We start from the raw sequence: 14,963 nt of genomic DNA, 5'->3' as shown, positions 1-14,963 counted from the left end.
GCTCTTCCAATGCAGCGGGGTCACAGCAACGCCAGCGACAGCCAGGGCACCCAGGTCACGACCAGAAGCACCAGGACGATCAGCGCCAGGAACGGCAGCGAAGATCGCACCACATTCCCGAACGACGCCCCGAAGGCCGTCATTGCGACGATCAGGTTCAGCCCCATGGGCGGTGTCAGGAACCCGATTTCCAGGTTCATCACCATGACGATGCCCATGTGGACCGGGTCCAGCCCGTAGCTGGAGGCGATCACGTTCATGATCGGTGCCAAGATCAGGATGGCGCTGCCGGCATCCATGAAACAGCCGACGACCAGCATCAGCAGGTTGAAGCGGATCAGGAACCCGGTCGAGGTTTCGACATGGGCGTTCAGCCATTCGGCCACCATCTGGGGGAAGCCTTCGGCGATCAGGAACTTGTTCAGGCCCAGAGCCAGGGCCAGCACCGGGAACAGGGTTCCGAGCAGGGCCGTGGTGCGGATCGCCGTGTTCAGGAAGTCCCTGGCCGACAGCTCGCGGAACACCAGCACCTCGATCAGCACCGCATAGGCCAGGGCGACGGCGGCGGATTCGGTGGCGGTGAAAAAGCCCGAGAAGATGCCCGCCAGCAGGATCACCGGCATCAGCAGCGCCAGGATCCCGTCGCGGAAGGCGTCGACGATGTCGGCCAGGACCCAGGGCGTGCCGGTCATCTTGCGGTTCACGAACAGGGCATAGCCCGACAGCGTCGCCGTCAGCAGCAGTCCCGGCAGGATGCCGGCGGTGAAGATGTCGGTGATCGAGGTCTCGGTCGAGATGCCGTAGAGGATCATCGGGATCGACGGCGGGATGATGATCCCCAGCGTGCCGGAGGAGACGAGCGCGCCAAGGGCGAATTTCTGGTCGTATCCCTCGTTCAGCAAGGCGGGATAGAGCACGGTGCCCACCGCCAGCATGGTCACCGGCGAGGAACCGGAAATAGCGGCAAAGACGGCGCAGGACACGATCGCGGCCACCGCCAGCCCGCCCGGCAGAGGGCAGGTCAGCACGCGGATGATGCGGATCAGCTTGGCGGCGATGGACCCGCGGGTCATGATCCCGCCGCACAGGATGAACAGCGGGATCGGCAGCAGGATCTCGCTGTCGATGGCGTTCCAGACGTCCTCGGCGATCCAGGTCAGCTGGCCGCCGCCCAGGCCTACCTGCAGGTAGGCCAGGACGACCATCAGGATGACGGCGATGTTCTGGCGCAGCAGCAGAAGCCCTGCGATGATCAGCGGTATCACGACATAGGGGGGCATCAGAACAGCCCCGCGGTTTCGGGCGCCAGGCGCGGGTCGATGCCGTAGATCGTCTGGCGGATGCCATTGGACAGAAAGGCATAGGGCATGACCACCTGGATGATCCAGAGCGGCCAGTCCAGCACGGGCGCGGCCTGCCCGAACTCGTAGCTTTCCCGGACATAGAGATAGCTGACCCAGGCCGCGGCAAAGTAGAAGCCCGCGGTCAGCCAGGGTGCCAGCCGTGCCATCGCCGGCTCCAGCCCTGCGGGGACCAGCCCGTCGGCAAAGCTGGGGCGCAGGTGCATGCCGTTGTCGGTGGCAAGGCCGATGCCCAGGAAACCCGCGACGGCGGCGCAGAAGACCGCGAACTTGGTCGCGCCCCACAGGCTGCTGGCAAAGATTTCCCGCGCCACGACATCCGACAGCACCGCGCCGGCGGCCATGACGAAGGCCAGGGCTGCGACGGCGCCTTCGACGCGCCGCAGCCAGATCAGGATGTTCTTGAACATGGACCTCGTCCCGGCTGGTGTCGCGTCAGTCGCTGCACGCCGCCTTGGCGTCCTGGATCAGTTGCCAGACCTCGGGCGCGTCATTGCCGATGTCCTTCACAAGCTGGGGCCACGATTTCACCATCTCGTCGCGCAGCCTGTCGCGTTCGCCCGGGGCCATGTCGACGATGGATCCGCCTTCGGCCACCAGCTTCTGCGTCAGCGCGGCTTCGACCGACTGAACTGTCCGGCGTTGTTCAGGGCCCGGAACCGAGGCGGTCATCAGCACCTCCTGCTGCTCGGGCGGCAGCTTGTCGAAGGCGCGCTTGGACACCACGGTCAGCGACGGCAGGTAGACGTGGTCGGTCCGTGTCACCACCGGGGCCAGCTTGCCTGCACCGGTCATCACGCCGAAGGTGATGTTCAGTTCGGCCGCGTCGAACAGCCCGGTCTGCAGGCCCGAGTTGATCTCGGTCAGGGGCAGGATCACGCCGTTGACGCCGATGGCCTTGAACGCATCGACCGACCCCTTGGCCGGGGACACGCGGATCTTCAGCGCCTGCAGGTCCTCGACCGTTTCGACGGGCGTGTCCGCGAAGATGCGCTGATACCCGGTTTCGCCCCAGGACATGTTAACCAGGCCGCGCTTTTCGAAATAGGGCCGCAGCGAGGTCTGCAGGTGTTCGTCCAGCGCGCAGGCGGCCTGGTCGGTGCTGTCCCACAGGAAGGGCGCGTTCAGAAGGCCCAGTTCCGGCACGACCACCGCCGCGGCGGTGATGGAAAAGCCGCCCATCTCGACCCGGCCGCGGGCGACCTGCTGGATCACCGTGGCCTCGTCGCCCAGCTGGCTGTTCAGGAAGGGCACGATCTTCAGGTCGCCGCCGGTCCTGGTATCGGTATCCTGGACCAGGACATCGATCAGCTTGGCCCAGGGGGAATTCGACGGCGCGGACGATGCATATTTCAGCTCGGTCGCGGTGGCGACCGATGCCGCGCAGACACTGGTCATCAGAGCCGCAAGGGCGGCCAGGGACTTCAACTTCATTCTCTCCTCCTAGAGATTGCGTGTCGGGTCAGGCGGCCCCTAGGATCAGGTCGGCCGCCTTTTCGCCGATCATGATGCAGGGGGCATTGGTGTTGCCGCTGACAAGGCTTGGCATGACCGAGGCATCGGCCACCCGCAGGTTGGCCATCCCCCGCACCTTCAGGTCGGGGCCGACGACGGCCATGTCGTCTACGCCCATCTTGCAGGTGCCCGAGGGGTGGTATTCCGTTTCCGCCGTCCGGCGGATGAACGCGTCCAGTTCCGCCGCACCCCGGGCGTCGGCGCCGGGGGCGAACTCGTCCGACAGGATCCGGGCCAGCGGACCGGTCGCCGCGATTTCGCGCGCGCAGTCCAGGCCGTGGCGCATCTTTTCCATGTCCCGGTCGCTGTGCAGGAAGCGGTTGTCGATCAGCGGTGCGGCGAAGGGATCGGCGCTTTGCAGGGTCAGCGTGCCACGGTCCGCCGGGCGCAGGTTGCAGGCATGGATGGTGATCCCGTGGATGCCCACGTCCTGCATGTTCTCGCCCAGCATCATCGGGATGAAATGCATCTGGATATCCGGCCGGCCGTTGCTGGCGGGCGAGGCCCAGAACGCACCGGATTCCGCGCCGTTCGTCGTGCCGGGGCCGGTCCTGTTCCACAGGTACTGCGCCAGCGCGCCGATGGCCTTTGCCCCCTTGCCGATGCCGGCCAGGGTGACCGGGTCCTTCGTGCGGTGGAGCAGCGACAGGTTCAGGTGGTCCTGAAGGTTCTGGCCCACGCCGGGCAGGTCGTGATGGACCCGAATGCCCATGGTGTGCAGATCGTCGGCCGGTCCGATCCCCGACAGCATCAGGATATGGGGAGAGCTGATCGCCCCGGCGGCCAGGATGACTTCGCCCGCCGCGCTGGCGGTGATCATCCTTCCGTTCTGCCGGTAGGTGACACCGGTGACCCTGTCGCCCTGCATCTCCAGCGCGGTGATGTGGGCGCCGGTCTCGACCGTCAGGTTGCCGCGACCCATCACGGGGCGCAGATAGGCCACCGCCGCGCTGCACCGGCGCGCGTCCCGCTGGGTCACGGCATAGCGGCCGGCCCCTTCCTGGTGGTGGCCGTTGAAATCTGCATTGTAGGGCAGGCCGGCCTCGACCGCCGCTTCGACGAAGATGTCCGACAGCGGGTGGGTATAGGGCCGGTCCGACACGGTCAGCGGACCGTCCGTGCCGTGAAAACCCGCGTCCTTTTGGGCGCAGCGGTTGTCCTCGGACCGGATGAAATAGGGCAGGACATCGTCATAGCCCCAGCCGTCGCAGCCTTCGGCGGCCCAGTCGTCGTAATCCTGCCTTTGCCCACGGATATAGACCATCGCGTTGATGTTGGACGATCCGCCCAGGCCCTTGCCCCGCGGGATCGGGATCACGCGGTCGGCCAGCCCGTCCTGCGGTGTCGTCTGGTGGATCCAGTCGGTCCGGGGGTTGTCCTTCACCCGGTTGATGCCCGCCGGCATGTGGATGAACGGGCTCTTGTCCGGGCCGCCGGCCTCGAGCAGCAGGACGCGGGCGGCGGGATCGGCGCTCAGCCGGTTGGCCATCACGCAGCCGGCGGAACCGGCCCCGATGACGATGTAGTCGAAGGCGTGGGCCGGGGCCGTCATGGCCGTGTCTCCGTCTGCGTGCGCAGGCCCAGCCCGCTGAGGAACGAGGCGACCAGCTGCGTCACCATCTCGTGTTCGTCGATCCCGATGCTGCGATCGCCCTCGACCCGGGCGCCGTCGGCCATGACCAGCTGGGTGAAGCCGGCAACCGCCAGCGTGCCGTTCATCATCTGCATCTGGAACCAGACCGTGGCGGTGATGTCGGCACAGTCCAGGTCGGCCCGCCGGTCTTCCAGCAGGGCCGCCAGCGCGGTGCTGAGCGCCACGAACTGCCGGCGGAAGGGGGTGAAGTTCTGGCCGCCCTCGATCGGGGTCGACAGGGCCGCGGTGTAAAGGCCGCGGTTCTCGCGGAACCAGCGGACATAGCCGCGGACCACCTGGCGGATCAGCTCGCGCGTGGCGACGCCATCCCATTTCTCGGGCGTCAGGAAGTCGTGGATCTGACGGGTCGTGTCGTCGCTGATGGTTTCCAGCAGGTAGGTGAAGAACGTCTCCTTGTTGCCGAAGCGTTCATAGAAGATCCCCACCGAACAGCCGGCCCGCTGCGCGATGTCGCCGATATGGGTCTTGGCGAAACCCTTCTCCTCGATCAGGTCGCGACCGGCCTTCAGCATCAGGCGCAGCTTTTCCTGGCTGCGGGCCTGCAGGGCAGGGCGCACCCTGTCGGCTGAATCGCTTGCGCTGTCCTGCATGTCGTCTGGCCCCCTCCGTAACCTGAATCACGATTCAATTTGATGAGCATTGAACCTGAATTCGGATTCATGTTAAGGATTCGTGCGTCAAAAGCAACACCGTTCTTCGGTGCGAAACATGATCGCGCCGCGGAACGGCGGCGACGGGGATGGGAGGACAAGACCGTGACCCGGACTTCACAACCTGCAAGTGCCACGACGATCCAGCGTCAGGCGGCTTTTGCGCGGACGCTTCCGATGGAAGACACGCGCGATTTCGACGATGCGATCCGCGGGCGGATGGATGCCCTGCCGGACGCGGCCTATGACAACGAGGCGGGAAAGACTGCCTGGTCGCTGGCGCCCTACGGCTTCATCGATGGCGATGACTGTCCCGACACGGTGAATCCCAGCCTGTGGCGGCAGGCGCGGCTGAACATGATTCACGGCCTGTTCGAGGTGGTGGAAGGCGTCTACCAGATCCGCGGCATGGACCTGGCCAACATGACCATCGTGGAAGGCAAGACCGGGGTCATCGTCATCGACGCCCTTTCGACGGTCGAAGGCGCGCAGGCCGGGCTGGCACTTTATCGCAGGAACCGGGGCAACCGGCCGGTTTCGGCCGTGATCCTGACCCATACCCATACCGACCACTGGGGTGGCGTGCTGGGCGTGGCCGGGCGCGAGGATTTCACCAGCGGACGCATCCCGCTGATCGCGCCGGACCAGTTCATGGAACACGCGGTGTCGGAAAACGTGCTGGCCGGCAATGCCATGCGCCGGCGCGCGTTCTACCAATTCGGGATCTTCCTGCCGCCGGGGCAGCAGGGCCACGTGGACAACGGCCTTGGCAAGACCTATGCGGGCGGGCAGGCGGTGCTGGTGGCCCCTACGGACCTGATCTGTGCCACCGGCGACACGCGCGAGATCGACGGCGTGACCTTCGAATTCCAGATGGCCCCGGAAACCGAGGCGCCGGCCGAGATGCACATCTTCCTGCCGGCCCTGGGCGTGCTGAACCTGGCGGAAAACGCGGTCCACAACTTTCACAACCTGCTGCCCTTCCGTGGCGCGCAGGTGCGCAACGCGCTGAACTGGACGCACTACATCTCGGAAGCGCTCGAGATGTGGGGCGACGGGGCGAATGTCCTGATCGGCCAGCACCACTGGCCCGTCTTCGGCAGGGACGCGGTGCGCGACTACCTCGAAGTGCAGCGCGACCTGTACAAGTTCGTGCACGATCAGACCGTCCGGATGATCAACCAGGGCCTGACCCCGCACGAGATCGCGGACCAGATCACGTTGCCCGATTCCATCGCGCGGCACTGGCATGCGCGGGGCTACTACGGCTCGCTTCGGCATAACGTGAAGGCGATCTACCAGTTCTACATGGGGTGGTACGATGCGGTGCCGGCGCATCTGGACCCGCTGCCGCCGGTGGAAACCGGGGCCAAGCTGATGGAATACATGGGCGGCATCGACGCGGTCGTCGCCCGGGCGCAGGCGGATTTCGAGGCAGGCAACTATCGCTGGGTGGCGCAGGTCATGAACGACGCGGTCTTTGCCGATCCCGGCCATGACGGCGCGCGGCAACTGCTGGCGGATGCCTATGAACAGCTGGGCTATCTGTCGGAATGCGCCACCTGGCGGAACAGCTACCTGTTCGGCGCGCAGGAGCTGCGCCACGGGATCCGCGAGATGCCCAAGGCAGCGGCCCGGCCGGGATCGGCGCTGCAATCGATCACCGAGGCGCAGCTGTTCGACCTGATGGGCACCTGGGTCGATCCGTCGAAGGCAGAGGGCGTGTCGCTGGTGCTGGACTTCCGGTTCACCGACCTGGACCGGGCGCGGCGGGCCACCCTGCGCAATTGCGCCCTGACCCATGTCCCTATCAGCGCTTCAGAGGGGAACGGGGCCGTGGCCGACGTGGTGCTGGATATTCGGCGGTCCGACCTGAACCAGCTGATCGCGCGTGCGGTCACCCTGCCGGACCTGATGGCCGACGGCCGGGCCCGGATCGCCGGCAACCCCGCAGCCCTGAAGGGTCTGTTCGATTGCATGGCGCCGGTCTTCGGCAATTTCGCCATTGTCGAACCCTAGGTGTTTGATCCCACGGTTTGATGGCGTGATCTTTTCTTCGGAATGGAAGGAAGCATTTCGGGACAAGTTCGGCGCGGGAGCGCCACATGCTGTCACCCGGCGGTGGTTTGCGCAGCAAGCCATGAGAGGGCACGTACGTCGTCAGAGCTGCAAAACAGTGATCGGAAGCCTCGCTCGCGGCGTTGAGCAGGGAGCTCGGGATCAATCCGAAGACGGTTGCGAAGTGGCGTAAACGGCAGACGGTCGATGATCTCAAGACCGGCCCAAAGGAGCCACGTTCGACGGTCCTCACGGAGGCTGAGGAGGCGGCCATCGTCGCGTTTCGGTGCCACACGCTGCTGCGCTTGATGACTGCCTCTATGGCCTTCAGCCGTCCATCCCGCACCTGACACTCTCAGCATTGACCGCTGTCTACAGCGGTATCCCAGTGACCTCGACAGCGCGGACCTCCAGTGTTTCCTCATCAGTCCCGAGATGGATCTTGCGCCAGGTGAGCCTTGTCGCGCCATTGGTCCGAGCGACAATGGCGAACCCGTTTGGGACCGCCATGCTTGCGGGCGTGCCATTCGCCCTCGACCTCGAGGCCGGTGCTGTCCACTGCCGGGCAGGGCATTGCGCAGCAATGTCCCGAGAGGGATCAGCAGGTGCAACGGCCCCTTGGAGCCGCGATACGGGATATTGACGGCCAGAGTCTTCTGGCGGCGCGACAGCGTGCTGAAGTTGGGCACCGTCCAGTCGAGGCCAACCAGCCGCAGCAGATTTCGACGAACCCGGTCGTCTGTCGGAGCGCCATCTGGAACAGCACCTTCATCGAGAGGCACGTCTGTATGGCGGCATCGGTGTCGCTCTGCTGGCGGCCACGCCTGCCTGTCTGCGCGGCCTCCCAACTCATCTCGGGATCGAACCAGATCGTCAGCGAGCCCCGGCGCTTGAGCGCTTCATTGTAGGCTGGCCAGTTCCTGGTCTTGTAGTTTGGGAGTGTGGGGCTGCTCATGCACCCCAGCTACCACGCTGGATTCATGGGGTGAATCCCGCACCGGATTTGTGCAACAGAGCTATTCGCGGTGGGAAAACCATACATACAGTATACCGAATTTAGGTCAGCAGCGCTACCATTCTCCGCAAAACTTCCCCTGGCTGCAGAGGGGTCGATGCGGCGTCGGTGCTATGGGCCGCGAAAAGCATCGGCAGAAATCGTTTCTCTATAATTCACATAAGACTGATTCCAGAACGGGAAAGTGTGACCGCAACGTTAGAATGTCCCACATGTGCAAAGTAGAAGTGTGACACTTCCCTGTCGGTGCAGGAATGGAGCGTGGCGGTGGGATGGATTGCGATGAGCGAGCGCGCGTTGAACCGGATCGAGGTATTGAGCCAGGTAACGCAGGACCGGATGACGACGGTCGCGGCTGCGAATGTGCCCGGACTACCGCTTCGGCCCGCCCGAGATCTTGAATACGGACCAAGGCTCGCAGTTTTCGTCCTTCGCCTGGGCCGACCAGCTGAAACGGATCGGCGTCCGGATCCCCCCTCTCGGGACATTGCTTCGCAATGCCCTTCCGGGCGACGGATGGACGGCAAGGGGCGCTGCCTCGACAACATAATCATTGAGCGCCTCTGGCGGTCCCTGAAGTGTGAGTGCGTCTAGCTGCACGCTTGGGAGACCGGCTCGCAAGCCAAGGCCGGCGCCGGCCGATGGATCACCTTCCACAACAACCAACGGCCCCACGCCGCCCATGGCGAACAGCCGCCCGCCGTGGTCAACTTCAACCAGATCGAAATCGGCCAGCAGAGGCAGAGAGTAGCTTAAATAACCCCGGAAACTGTCCAGGTGATGGGGAGGAGCTTAGAACGGCTTGATGCCGCGCTGATCAGTGACGGGGCGACGACCGCGATACTGGACCAGATGTAGACCCGAAAAGAGCTTCACGACATCGCCCCCCTCTAACCGCAGGGCTTCATGATGTGTATCCTTCGCAGACAGCGTTCTTCAACAACGCCCATCACAATGCCGATTGCGTTTATACCAGTATTGAACCGTATGCCAGATTGTTCCCCCCAAGGGAAAATGTAGGGCTGTCACGCGAGATCAGCGATGGATGGGAGCACGGTGATGACGAGTATGGGATCAGGTTCAAGATCCAGGCAACTGGCCCGCGTGGTGCTTGTCGTGTCGGCACTGATGGTCTCTACGGCTGATATGGTGGTGGCACAGGCCTGCGTGGCAGATCCCGCCGCGGTCACGGCCTACCCGGTGACCGCGGCCATGACCACCACGCCATTGCCCGATGCCATGGCCAGCAAACTTGACGCCGCCGTTCGCGCGTCGCTGGGCCAGGCCGCCGCGCCGGGCATCATCGCGGGCGTCCTCACGCCCGACGGATACTGGACGGGGGCCTGGGGTGTGGCCGATCCGGACACCGGCGCGCCGATGGAGGTGGGCATGCATACCCGCATCGGTTCCGTCACCAAGACCTTCACGGTCACTTCGCTGTTGCAGCTTGTGGAAGAGGGGAAAGTGTCGCTCGAAGACACGATCGACCAGTATGTTGACGGCGTGCCCAACGGCGATCGCGTGACCCTGCGCCAGCTTGCGAACATGACCAGCGGCGTCCTGAGCTATACCGCGTCGGAAGAGTTCTTCATGCGCTACCTGGAACAACCTGGTCTTGTCTACACGCCTGAGGATCTGCTGGGCTTCGCTCTGCCGGGCTCTCCCATCTTCGAGCCGGGTGCGGAGTATGACTATTCCAACACCAACACCATTTTGCTGGGCCTCGTGATCGAGAAGGTGACCGGCCAGAGCATTGCCGACGTCTTCGCGGACCGGATCTTCCAGCCGCTGGGCATGGACAACACCTCGTGGCCGGGCACAAGTACGGAGATGCCGGAACCGTTTCCTCAGGGCATCACCCTGCAGGGCAACGCGGATGCGTCTGCTGCGCCTGTCGTCACGACGCACTGGAACCCGTCCGGGCTGGGGGCTGCGGGTGCGCTGATTTCGAACATGGGTGACTTGATGACCTATGGGCGGGCCTATGGGACAGGGCAGGGTCTGCTGAAGCCCGAGACACAGGAAATCCGCCTGACGTCCTTCGCCGAACCTGCAGGCTATGGGCTTGGCATGCGCTGTGCGGAGGGCTGGGTCGGCCATACCGGGGATCTGCCCGGCTTCAACACGGCCGTGTTCTACGATACGGAGTCGGACTTCACGGTTGTCGTGCAGGCCAACAGTGACATCAAGTCGGGCGATTGCAGCGGTGCTCCCGTGCTGCCAGACAATCCGACGGGCATCAGTTGCGCTTTGCCGGCCAGACGCGTCTTCGGCGCCATTGCCGAAGCACTCGGGCGCGGGTTCTCCGGGCCGCTGCCGCGATAGAATGATCTGGACCTGTGCACATGTCAGCCAGCCCTGTCTGACGGACGGGCGCCGGACCCAGCCGGGCACCACTTCAGGCGACAGCTGGTGCAGCCCGATCGGCGAAGGATCGGGACCGAAGGGGGCCCGGCGCAGCTGGGGAACGGTGGCGGTTTCCTCGAAGACATATGTGCCCCAATGGGAGGCGGTACGCACAAGGACCTTCATGTCGCTGCCGTCGTGGATGATCGCGACCAGGTCCCGGGGGTCGAGAGCTTCCCAACGACCCAGAAAGGCCAGCCGGACGCCGAACCTGAAGATTGCCGCCTGACGTCAAACCGATGCGATGGCTTGGCCCGGCGGCAGATTGGTCGAAAATCCGGGACCGCCTCTCAAGTCCCCGCGTCATGAGGGGTTCGAGCGAAAGCTGCGAGTTTGAATGTCTGCCGGCCGGCCGACTTGGTGTTCCCGCAAAGTCCCTGCGAACGTCGATGCGCCCTCCGCTCAGGTCGAACCGGGTTCGGCGGCATCAACCTGGCGGAATGTTCATTCCATTTTCTGGAAGGGCTGCGTTCGCACGTGCCAAGAGGGTCCGGAATCCGCCCATGCAGACAGGTGCTCACGACTTGCCGGTCACGTCCTTGCGAGACCTGGCCGTGTCGAAGCTGACGGTCATCCAGCAGCGCGCCGGAAAGAAAGGCTACCACGATCTGCATGCCAGGATCCACCAGGCGGACATGACGCTCGAAGCCATGCTGGTCGACGCCCACGAGGCCCATGGCACGCGCCATACGCCCATTGCCGCGCTGCAGGCGCTTGCCCGTTTCGACGATGGCGACGTGCAGACACTGCCGGAGGCGATCATGCCGCCAACTTGCAATCGCGCATGGTTTTCATCATCCCTGTCACAGCCAGACGCCTTGGGGGCGCAGCCGCAATGCCGGGCACCCCAGGGAGATACCTCATGATCAATGCCACGCTGCGTCAGGCGCCGGTCGGCCCGCGAACGGGCTCGTGATCCAGGACCCGACCCTAAAGTCGCTGTTCCAGATCAGCTAGCATCGCGGTCTTCATCGAGGCCAGCGGCATGGACCGCATCGAAAGGCCGTACATATGACCGCACCGCTCCCAAATCACCATCGGCTGAGAAAGCTCTTGCCATGCGGGCCGTTCCACATATGTCGCGCGGCACTGCAGAAATGGCAACCGGGCCCGAACCTTGACCGGCAGGCGCCGGGACGCACCCGGCACTACTTGACCGTGGATCTGCTGCGGCTGCGCGAGGAACTGCGCCGGATCGGCCAGTTGGACATGCGCCCAGGCGCCAACTGCGGTTCCCGTTCCAGTTCGTCGAACATCCATTCCGTGAAGGCATTCACCACCGGCACCTGCCGGACCTCGCTTCGGCAGGCGATGTAAAAGACATTGGCCGCCGGCACGGACATCCTGAATGGCGCCACCAGTTGCCCCCGTGCAAGAAGATCCGCCGTGGAGATCGAATCCCCCATGGCAATACCGTGCCCGTGGACAGCGGCCTCGATCGCGAGGCGCGCGTCACCCATGGCATGTTCGGCATGCAGAGGCAGCGACAGTGCGTCCGCCGACGCCAGCCATTGACGCCACTCCCGCCCTTCGTCGGCATGAAGGATAACCTGTTTGCCAAGGTCTCCGACGGTCCGGATGGGCTGGTTGTTCATCAGCGTCGGGCTTACCACGGGAAAGAGCGCAAGATCCGACAACCGTCGGAACCAGTACCCGGTCCAGTTCCTTTCGCCGTAGACGATCTGGATATCGGCACCGCCGTTCCAGCGTTGTTCCTGGTCGCTTGCGGAATCGAATGTCAAGCGTATCCCGGGATAGCGCGACGTGAATTCGCCAAGCCTCGGCATGATCCAGAAGGACAGCAAGGCCGGCATGCAGGCGATCGACAATTTGCCGGAGTTGACAGGCCGCCCCATACGTTCCGTTGCCGACGTGATCGCCTCGAACGCATGGGTGACAGCTGGCAGGAGATCGAGCCCCTGGCTGGTCAGTTTCAACCGGCGCCCCACACGATCGAACAGGCGGACGCCAAGCGCATCTTCAAGGGTCGTGATCTGGTGGCTGACCGCGCTGTGGGTCACGTGAAGTTCCTGCGCGGCACGGGTCATGGAACCCTGTCGGGCGGTCACCTCGAAAACCCGCAAGGCTTTCAATGGCGGCAGCCTGCTCATTTCCCAGCTCCTTATATGTCAAAAAAACTTACAATAACCCGTGAAACTATATCAATTGTTTTTTCATGTTCAACGGCGCAATCTTTCCCGAACCGGGACAACAATCGGCCCTGCCCCAAGCGTGCCGAAGCGGCTCAAGGATCTGATAACATGCCTATTTCCAAGGATGCGCTTGCGGCGCTCCGGTCCCGTTTCGGCGATGCGCAAGGCGGTGACATCTTCCGGCCGGACTTCCGCGCGGTTGCAGATCACATTTTCTCGGAAGGTGGCAAACGCCCCGCCCCCTGGAGCGGTGTGCCAACCTTACTTGGCGCCCCGTACCAGCTCATCGACTGGACCGATCCCGACTTCAGGGACCTGCAGGTCGCGCTCCTCGGCGTGCCGATGGATCTGGGCGTGACCAACCGGTCCGGTGCCCGGTTCGGACCCCGGGCGCTGCGTATGATCGAACGGATCGGGCCTTACAACCACGTGTTGCGCTGCGCCCCCCTTCACCAGACCAAGGTGGCCGACATCGGCGATGTCCCGTTCCGCAGCCGCTACGAGCTGGAACTGAGCCACCAGGATATCGAGGCTCATGTGAACCTGATCGTCGATGCCGGGGTGCTTCCACTGTCGGTCGGCGGCGACCACTCCGTCAGCTATCCCATCCTGAAGGCCGTCGGCCGCACGGCGCCGGTCGGGATGATCCATATCGACGCGCATTGCGACACCGGCGGCGCCTATGACCTGACCCGCTTTCACCACGGCGGTCCGTTCCGGAACGCGGTGTTGGATGGCGTGCTGGATCCGACCCGGACGATCCAGATCGGAATCCGGGGTGCGGCGGACTATCTTTGGGAATTCTCGACCGAGTCCGGGATGACCGTGATCCATGCCGAGGACATGCCGTCGCTTGGCACGGCCGAGATCATCCGCCGCGCGCGGGAGGTGGTGGGCGACGGACCGACCTACCTGTCCTTCGACATCGACAGCCTTGATCCGGCCTTTGCCCCCGGGACCGGCACCCCCGAGATCGGCGGTCCGTCGACCCGGGACATCCTTGAACTCCTGCGCGGGCTCAAGGGCATCAACCTCGTGGGTGGAGACGTGGTCGAGGTAGCGCCTCAGTACGACCCGACCTCCAATACCGCCCAGGCCGGAGCCCAGGTGTTGTTCGAAATCCTTAGCCTGATGCAGTTCAGCCCCTCGCTGCCCTGCAGGGACACGTGAAGACCAAGAAAAACCAGACCCCAATCCCACAGCGGAGAAACGACATGAAGAAGACGATCCTAGCAGCCACCCTGGCGTCGATCATTGCCGGCGCCGCATCGGCCGACTGGCGCGACGCCCACGACAGCCTGACCATCGGCGTACCGCCGATCGAGAACGCCGAGGAAGGCCAGGCCCGCTATGCCCCGTTGGCCGAGTACCTGTCCGACGTGCTGGGGGTGCCGGTGACCCTGCGCATGGCCAGTGCCTATAGCGGGATCATTCAGGCCATGGACGCTGAAGAGGTGGACATGGCCATGTTCGGTGCGGCCGCCTTTGCTGCTGCCGACGACGTGCTGGGCGGCGATCTGGAGCCCTTGGCCCACGCGGTGTCGTCCGCTGGCAACCGTGGCTACTATGCCGTGATCATCGTAGGCGCCGACAGCGATATCGAAAAGCTGGAGGACCTTAAAGGCAAGACACTTGCCTATGCCGACCCGAACTCGGCGTCGGGCTATCTTGTTCCCAGCTTCTATTTGGGCAAACTGGGCATGGGCGACGGGTTCTTCGCCTCGACGGGCTTCTCGGGCGGGCACGAGAACAGCATCCTTGCCGTCGTGCGCGGGACCTATGACGCCGCTGCCACCTGGCACTATTCCGAAGCCAGCGGCGCCGTGCAGCGGATGGCCGATCGCGGCGAGATCGAACCCGGAGCGACCAAGGTCATATGGGAAAGCCCGCTGATCCCGTCGGACGCGTGGTCGGTGCGCGCTTCGATGCCGGACGACCTGAAAGCCGCCCTGTCGGATGCCATGACCGGCTTCGCGGAAGCCAACCCGGAGTCCTTCGCGGTTGTCAGCGCCGGTTCGTGGTCGGATATCGTGCCGGTCGGGCGGGACGCTTACGAAGACAGCATCGAGATGCGCAAGGCGATGCTGAAGACCCGCGGCAGCAACTGACGACTGCGACCGACACGTGACCGACGCAAAGACCCCGCAGGAG

The 14,963-nt window shown here is 64.3% G+C and carries 11 protein-coding genes and 3 pseudogenes; 7 read left to right on the top strand and 7 right to left on the bottom strand.

All coding sequences use genetic code 11. The features are described from left to right. Positions 1-20: 20 nt before the first annotated feature. From FQK05_RS18855 to FQK05_RS18835, 5 genes are read right to left on the bottom strand one after another with little or no spacing between them, the layout of a single operon-like run. Positions 21-1,280 (bottom strand): TRAP transporter large permease, encoded by a 1,260-nt coding sequence (locus FQK05_RS18855; protein WP_158969783.1) that lies wholly within the window; start codon positions 1,278-1,280, stop codon positions 21-23. Further along, positions 1,280-1,771, bottom strand: coding sequence for a TRAP transporter small permease (locus FQK05_RS18850; RefSeq protein ID WP_158969781.1), 492 nt, complete (start codon positions 1,769-1,771; stop codon positions 1,280-1,282). Before FQK05_RS18850 ends, FQK05_RS18855 begins: the two co-directional genes overlap by 1 nt. Before the next feature lie 25 nt (positions 1,772-1,796). Next, on the bottom strand, positions 1,797-2,795 hold the full coding sequence (locus tag FQK05_RS18845; RefSeq protein ID WP_158969779.1) for a TRAP transporter substrate-binding protein: 999 nt from the start codon (positions 2,793-2,795) through the stop codon (positions 1,797-1,799). Between the two features lie 28 nt (positions 2,796-2,823). Further along, the gene (locus FQK05_RS18840) at positions 2,824-4,428 is read right to left on the bottom strand and encodes a GMC family oxidoreductase (protein WP_158969777.1); all 1,605 of its coding nucleotides are present in this window, start codon (positions 4,426-4,428) and stop codon (positions 2,824-2,826) included. Next, positions 4,425-5,120 (bottom strand): TetR/AcrR family transcriptional regulator, encoded by a 696-nt coding sequence (locus FQK05_RS18835; RefSeq protein WP_158969775.1) that lies wholly within the window; start codon positions 5,118-5,120, stop codon positions 4,425-4,427. Before FQK05_RS18835 ends, FQK05_RS18840 begins: the two co-directional genes overlap by 4 nt. Positions 5,121-5,285: 165 nt before the next feature. On the opposite strand from FQK05_RS18835, the gene FQK05_RS18830 reads away from it, so the two are divergent. Together FQK05_RS18830 and FQK05_RS26205 are read left to right on the top strand one after the other, a co-directional pair. Then, on the top strand, positions 5,286-7,199 hold the full coding sequence (locus FQK05_RS18830) for an alkyl/aryl-sulfatase (RefSeq protein WP_158969773.1): 1,914 nt from the start codon (positions 5,286-5,288) through the stop codon (positions 7,197-7,199). 161 nt (positions 7,200-7,360) lie between these two features. Then, positions 7,361-7,622, top strand: a pseudogene (locus FQK05_RS26205) (IS481 family transposase); the annotation flags it as partial. On the opposite strand, the pseudogene FQK05_RS18820 reads toward FQK05_RS26205, so the two are convergent. Continuing rightward, positions 7,623-8,193, bottom strand: a pseudogene (locus FQK05_RS18820) (IS5 family transposase); the annotation flags it as partial. Between the two features lie 576 nt (positions 8,194-8,769). Here FQK05_RS18820 and FQK05_RS26200 point away from each other — a divergent pair. The 3 genes and pseudogenes from FQK05_RS26200 to FQK05_RS18810 all read left to right on the top strand — a co-directional run. Further along, positions 8,770-9,009: pseudogene (locus FQK05_RS26200) on the top strand (integrase core domain-containing protein); the annotation flags it as partial. 360 nt (positions 9,010-9,369) lie between these two features. Continuing rightward, positions 9,370-10,578, top strand: coding sequence for a serine hydrolase domain-containing protein (locus FQK05_RS18815; RefSeq protein WP_233270574.1), 1,209 nt, complete (start codon positions 9,370-9,372; stop codon positions 10,576-10,578). Positions 10,579-11,162: 584 nt separating this feature from the next. Beyond that, positions 11,163-11,525 (top strand): hypothetical protein, encoded by a 363-nt coding sequence (locus FQK05_RS18810; protein WP_158969771.1) that lies wholly within the window; start codon positions 11,163-11,165, stop codon positions 11,523-11,525. A 282-nt stretch (positions 11,526-11,807) separates the two neighbouring features. On the opposite strand, the gene FQK05_RS18805 is transcribed toward FQK05_RS18810, so the two are convergent. Next, positions 11,808-12,770 (bottom strand): LysR substrate-binding domain-containing protein, encoded by a 963-nt coding sequence (locus FQK05_RS18805; RefSeq protein WP_158969769.1) that lies wholly within the window; start codon positions 12,768-12,770, stop codon positions 11,808-11,810. A 150-nt stretch (positions 12,771-12,920) separates the two neighbouring features. Here FQK05_RS18805 and speB point away from each other — a divergent pair, with 150 nt between their 5' ends. Then, positions 12,921-13,982 carry an agmatinase gene (gene speB / locus FQK05_RS18800; protein WP_158969767.1) on the top strand — a complete coding sequence of 354 codons (1,062 nt, stop codon included), beginning with the start codon at positions 12,921-12,923 and terminating at the stop codon, positions 13,980-13,982. A 44-nt stretch (positions 13,983-14,026) separates the two neighbouring features. Beyond that, complete coding sequence (phnD, locus tag FQK05_RS18795) at positions 14,027-14,920, top strand: phosphate/phosphite/phosphonate ABC transporter substrate-binding protein (protein ID WP_158969765.1); 894 nt, start codon at positions 14,027-14,029, stop codon at positions 14,918-14,920. Positions 14,921-14,963 lie beyond the last annotated feature (43 nt).

Origin of the sequence: Chachezhania sediminis, from assembly GCF_009765275.1 — a bacterium.
Taxonomy (GTDB): Bacteria; Pseudomonadota; Alphaproteobacteria; order Rhodobacterales; family Rhodobacteraceae; genus Chachezhania; species Chachezhania sediminis.
Note: the sequence above shows the minus strand (reverse complement) of the source record. Positions and strands in the feature narration are given on the sequence as shown.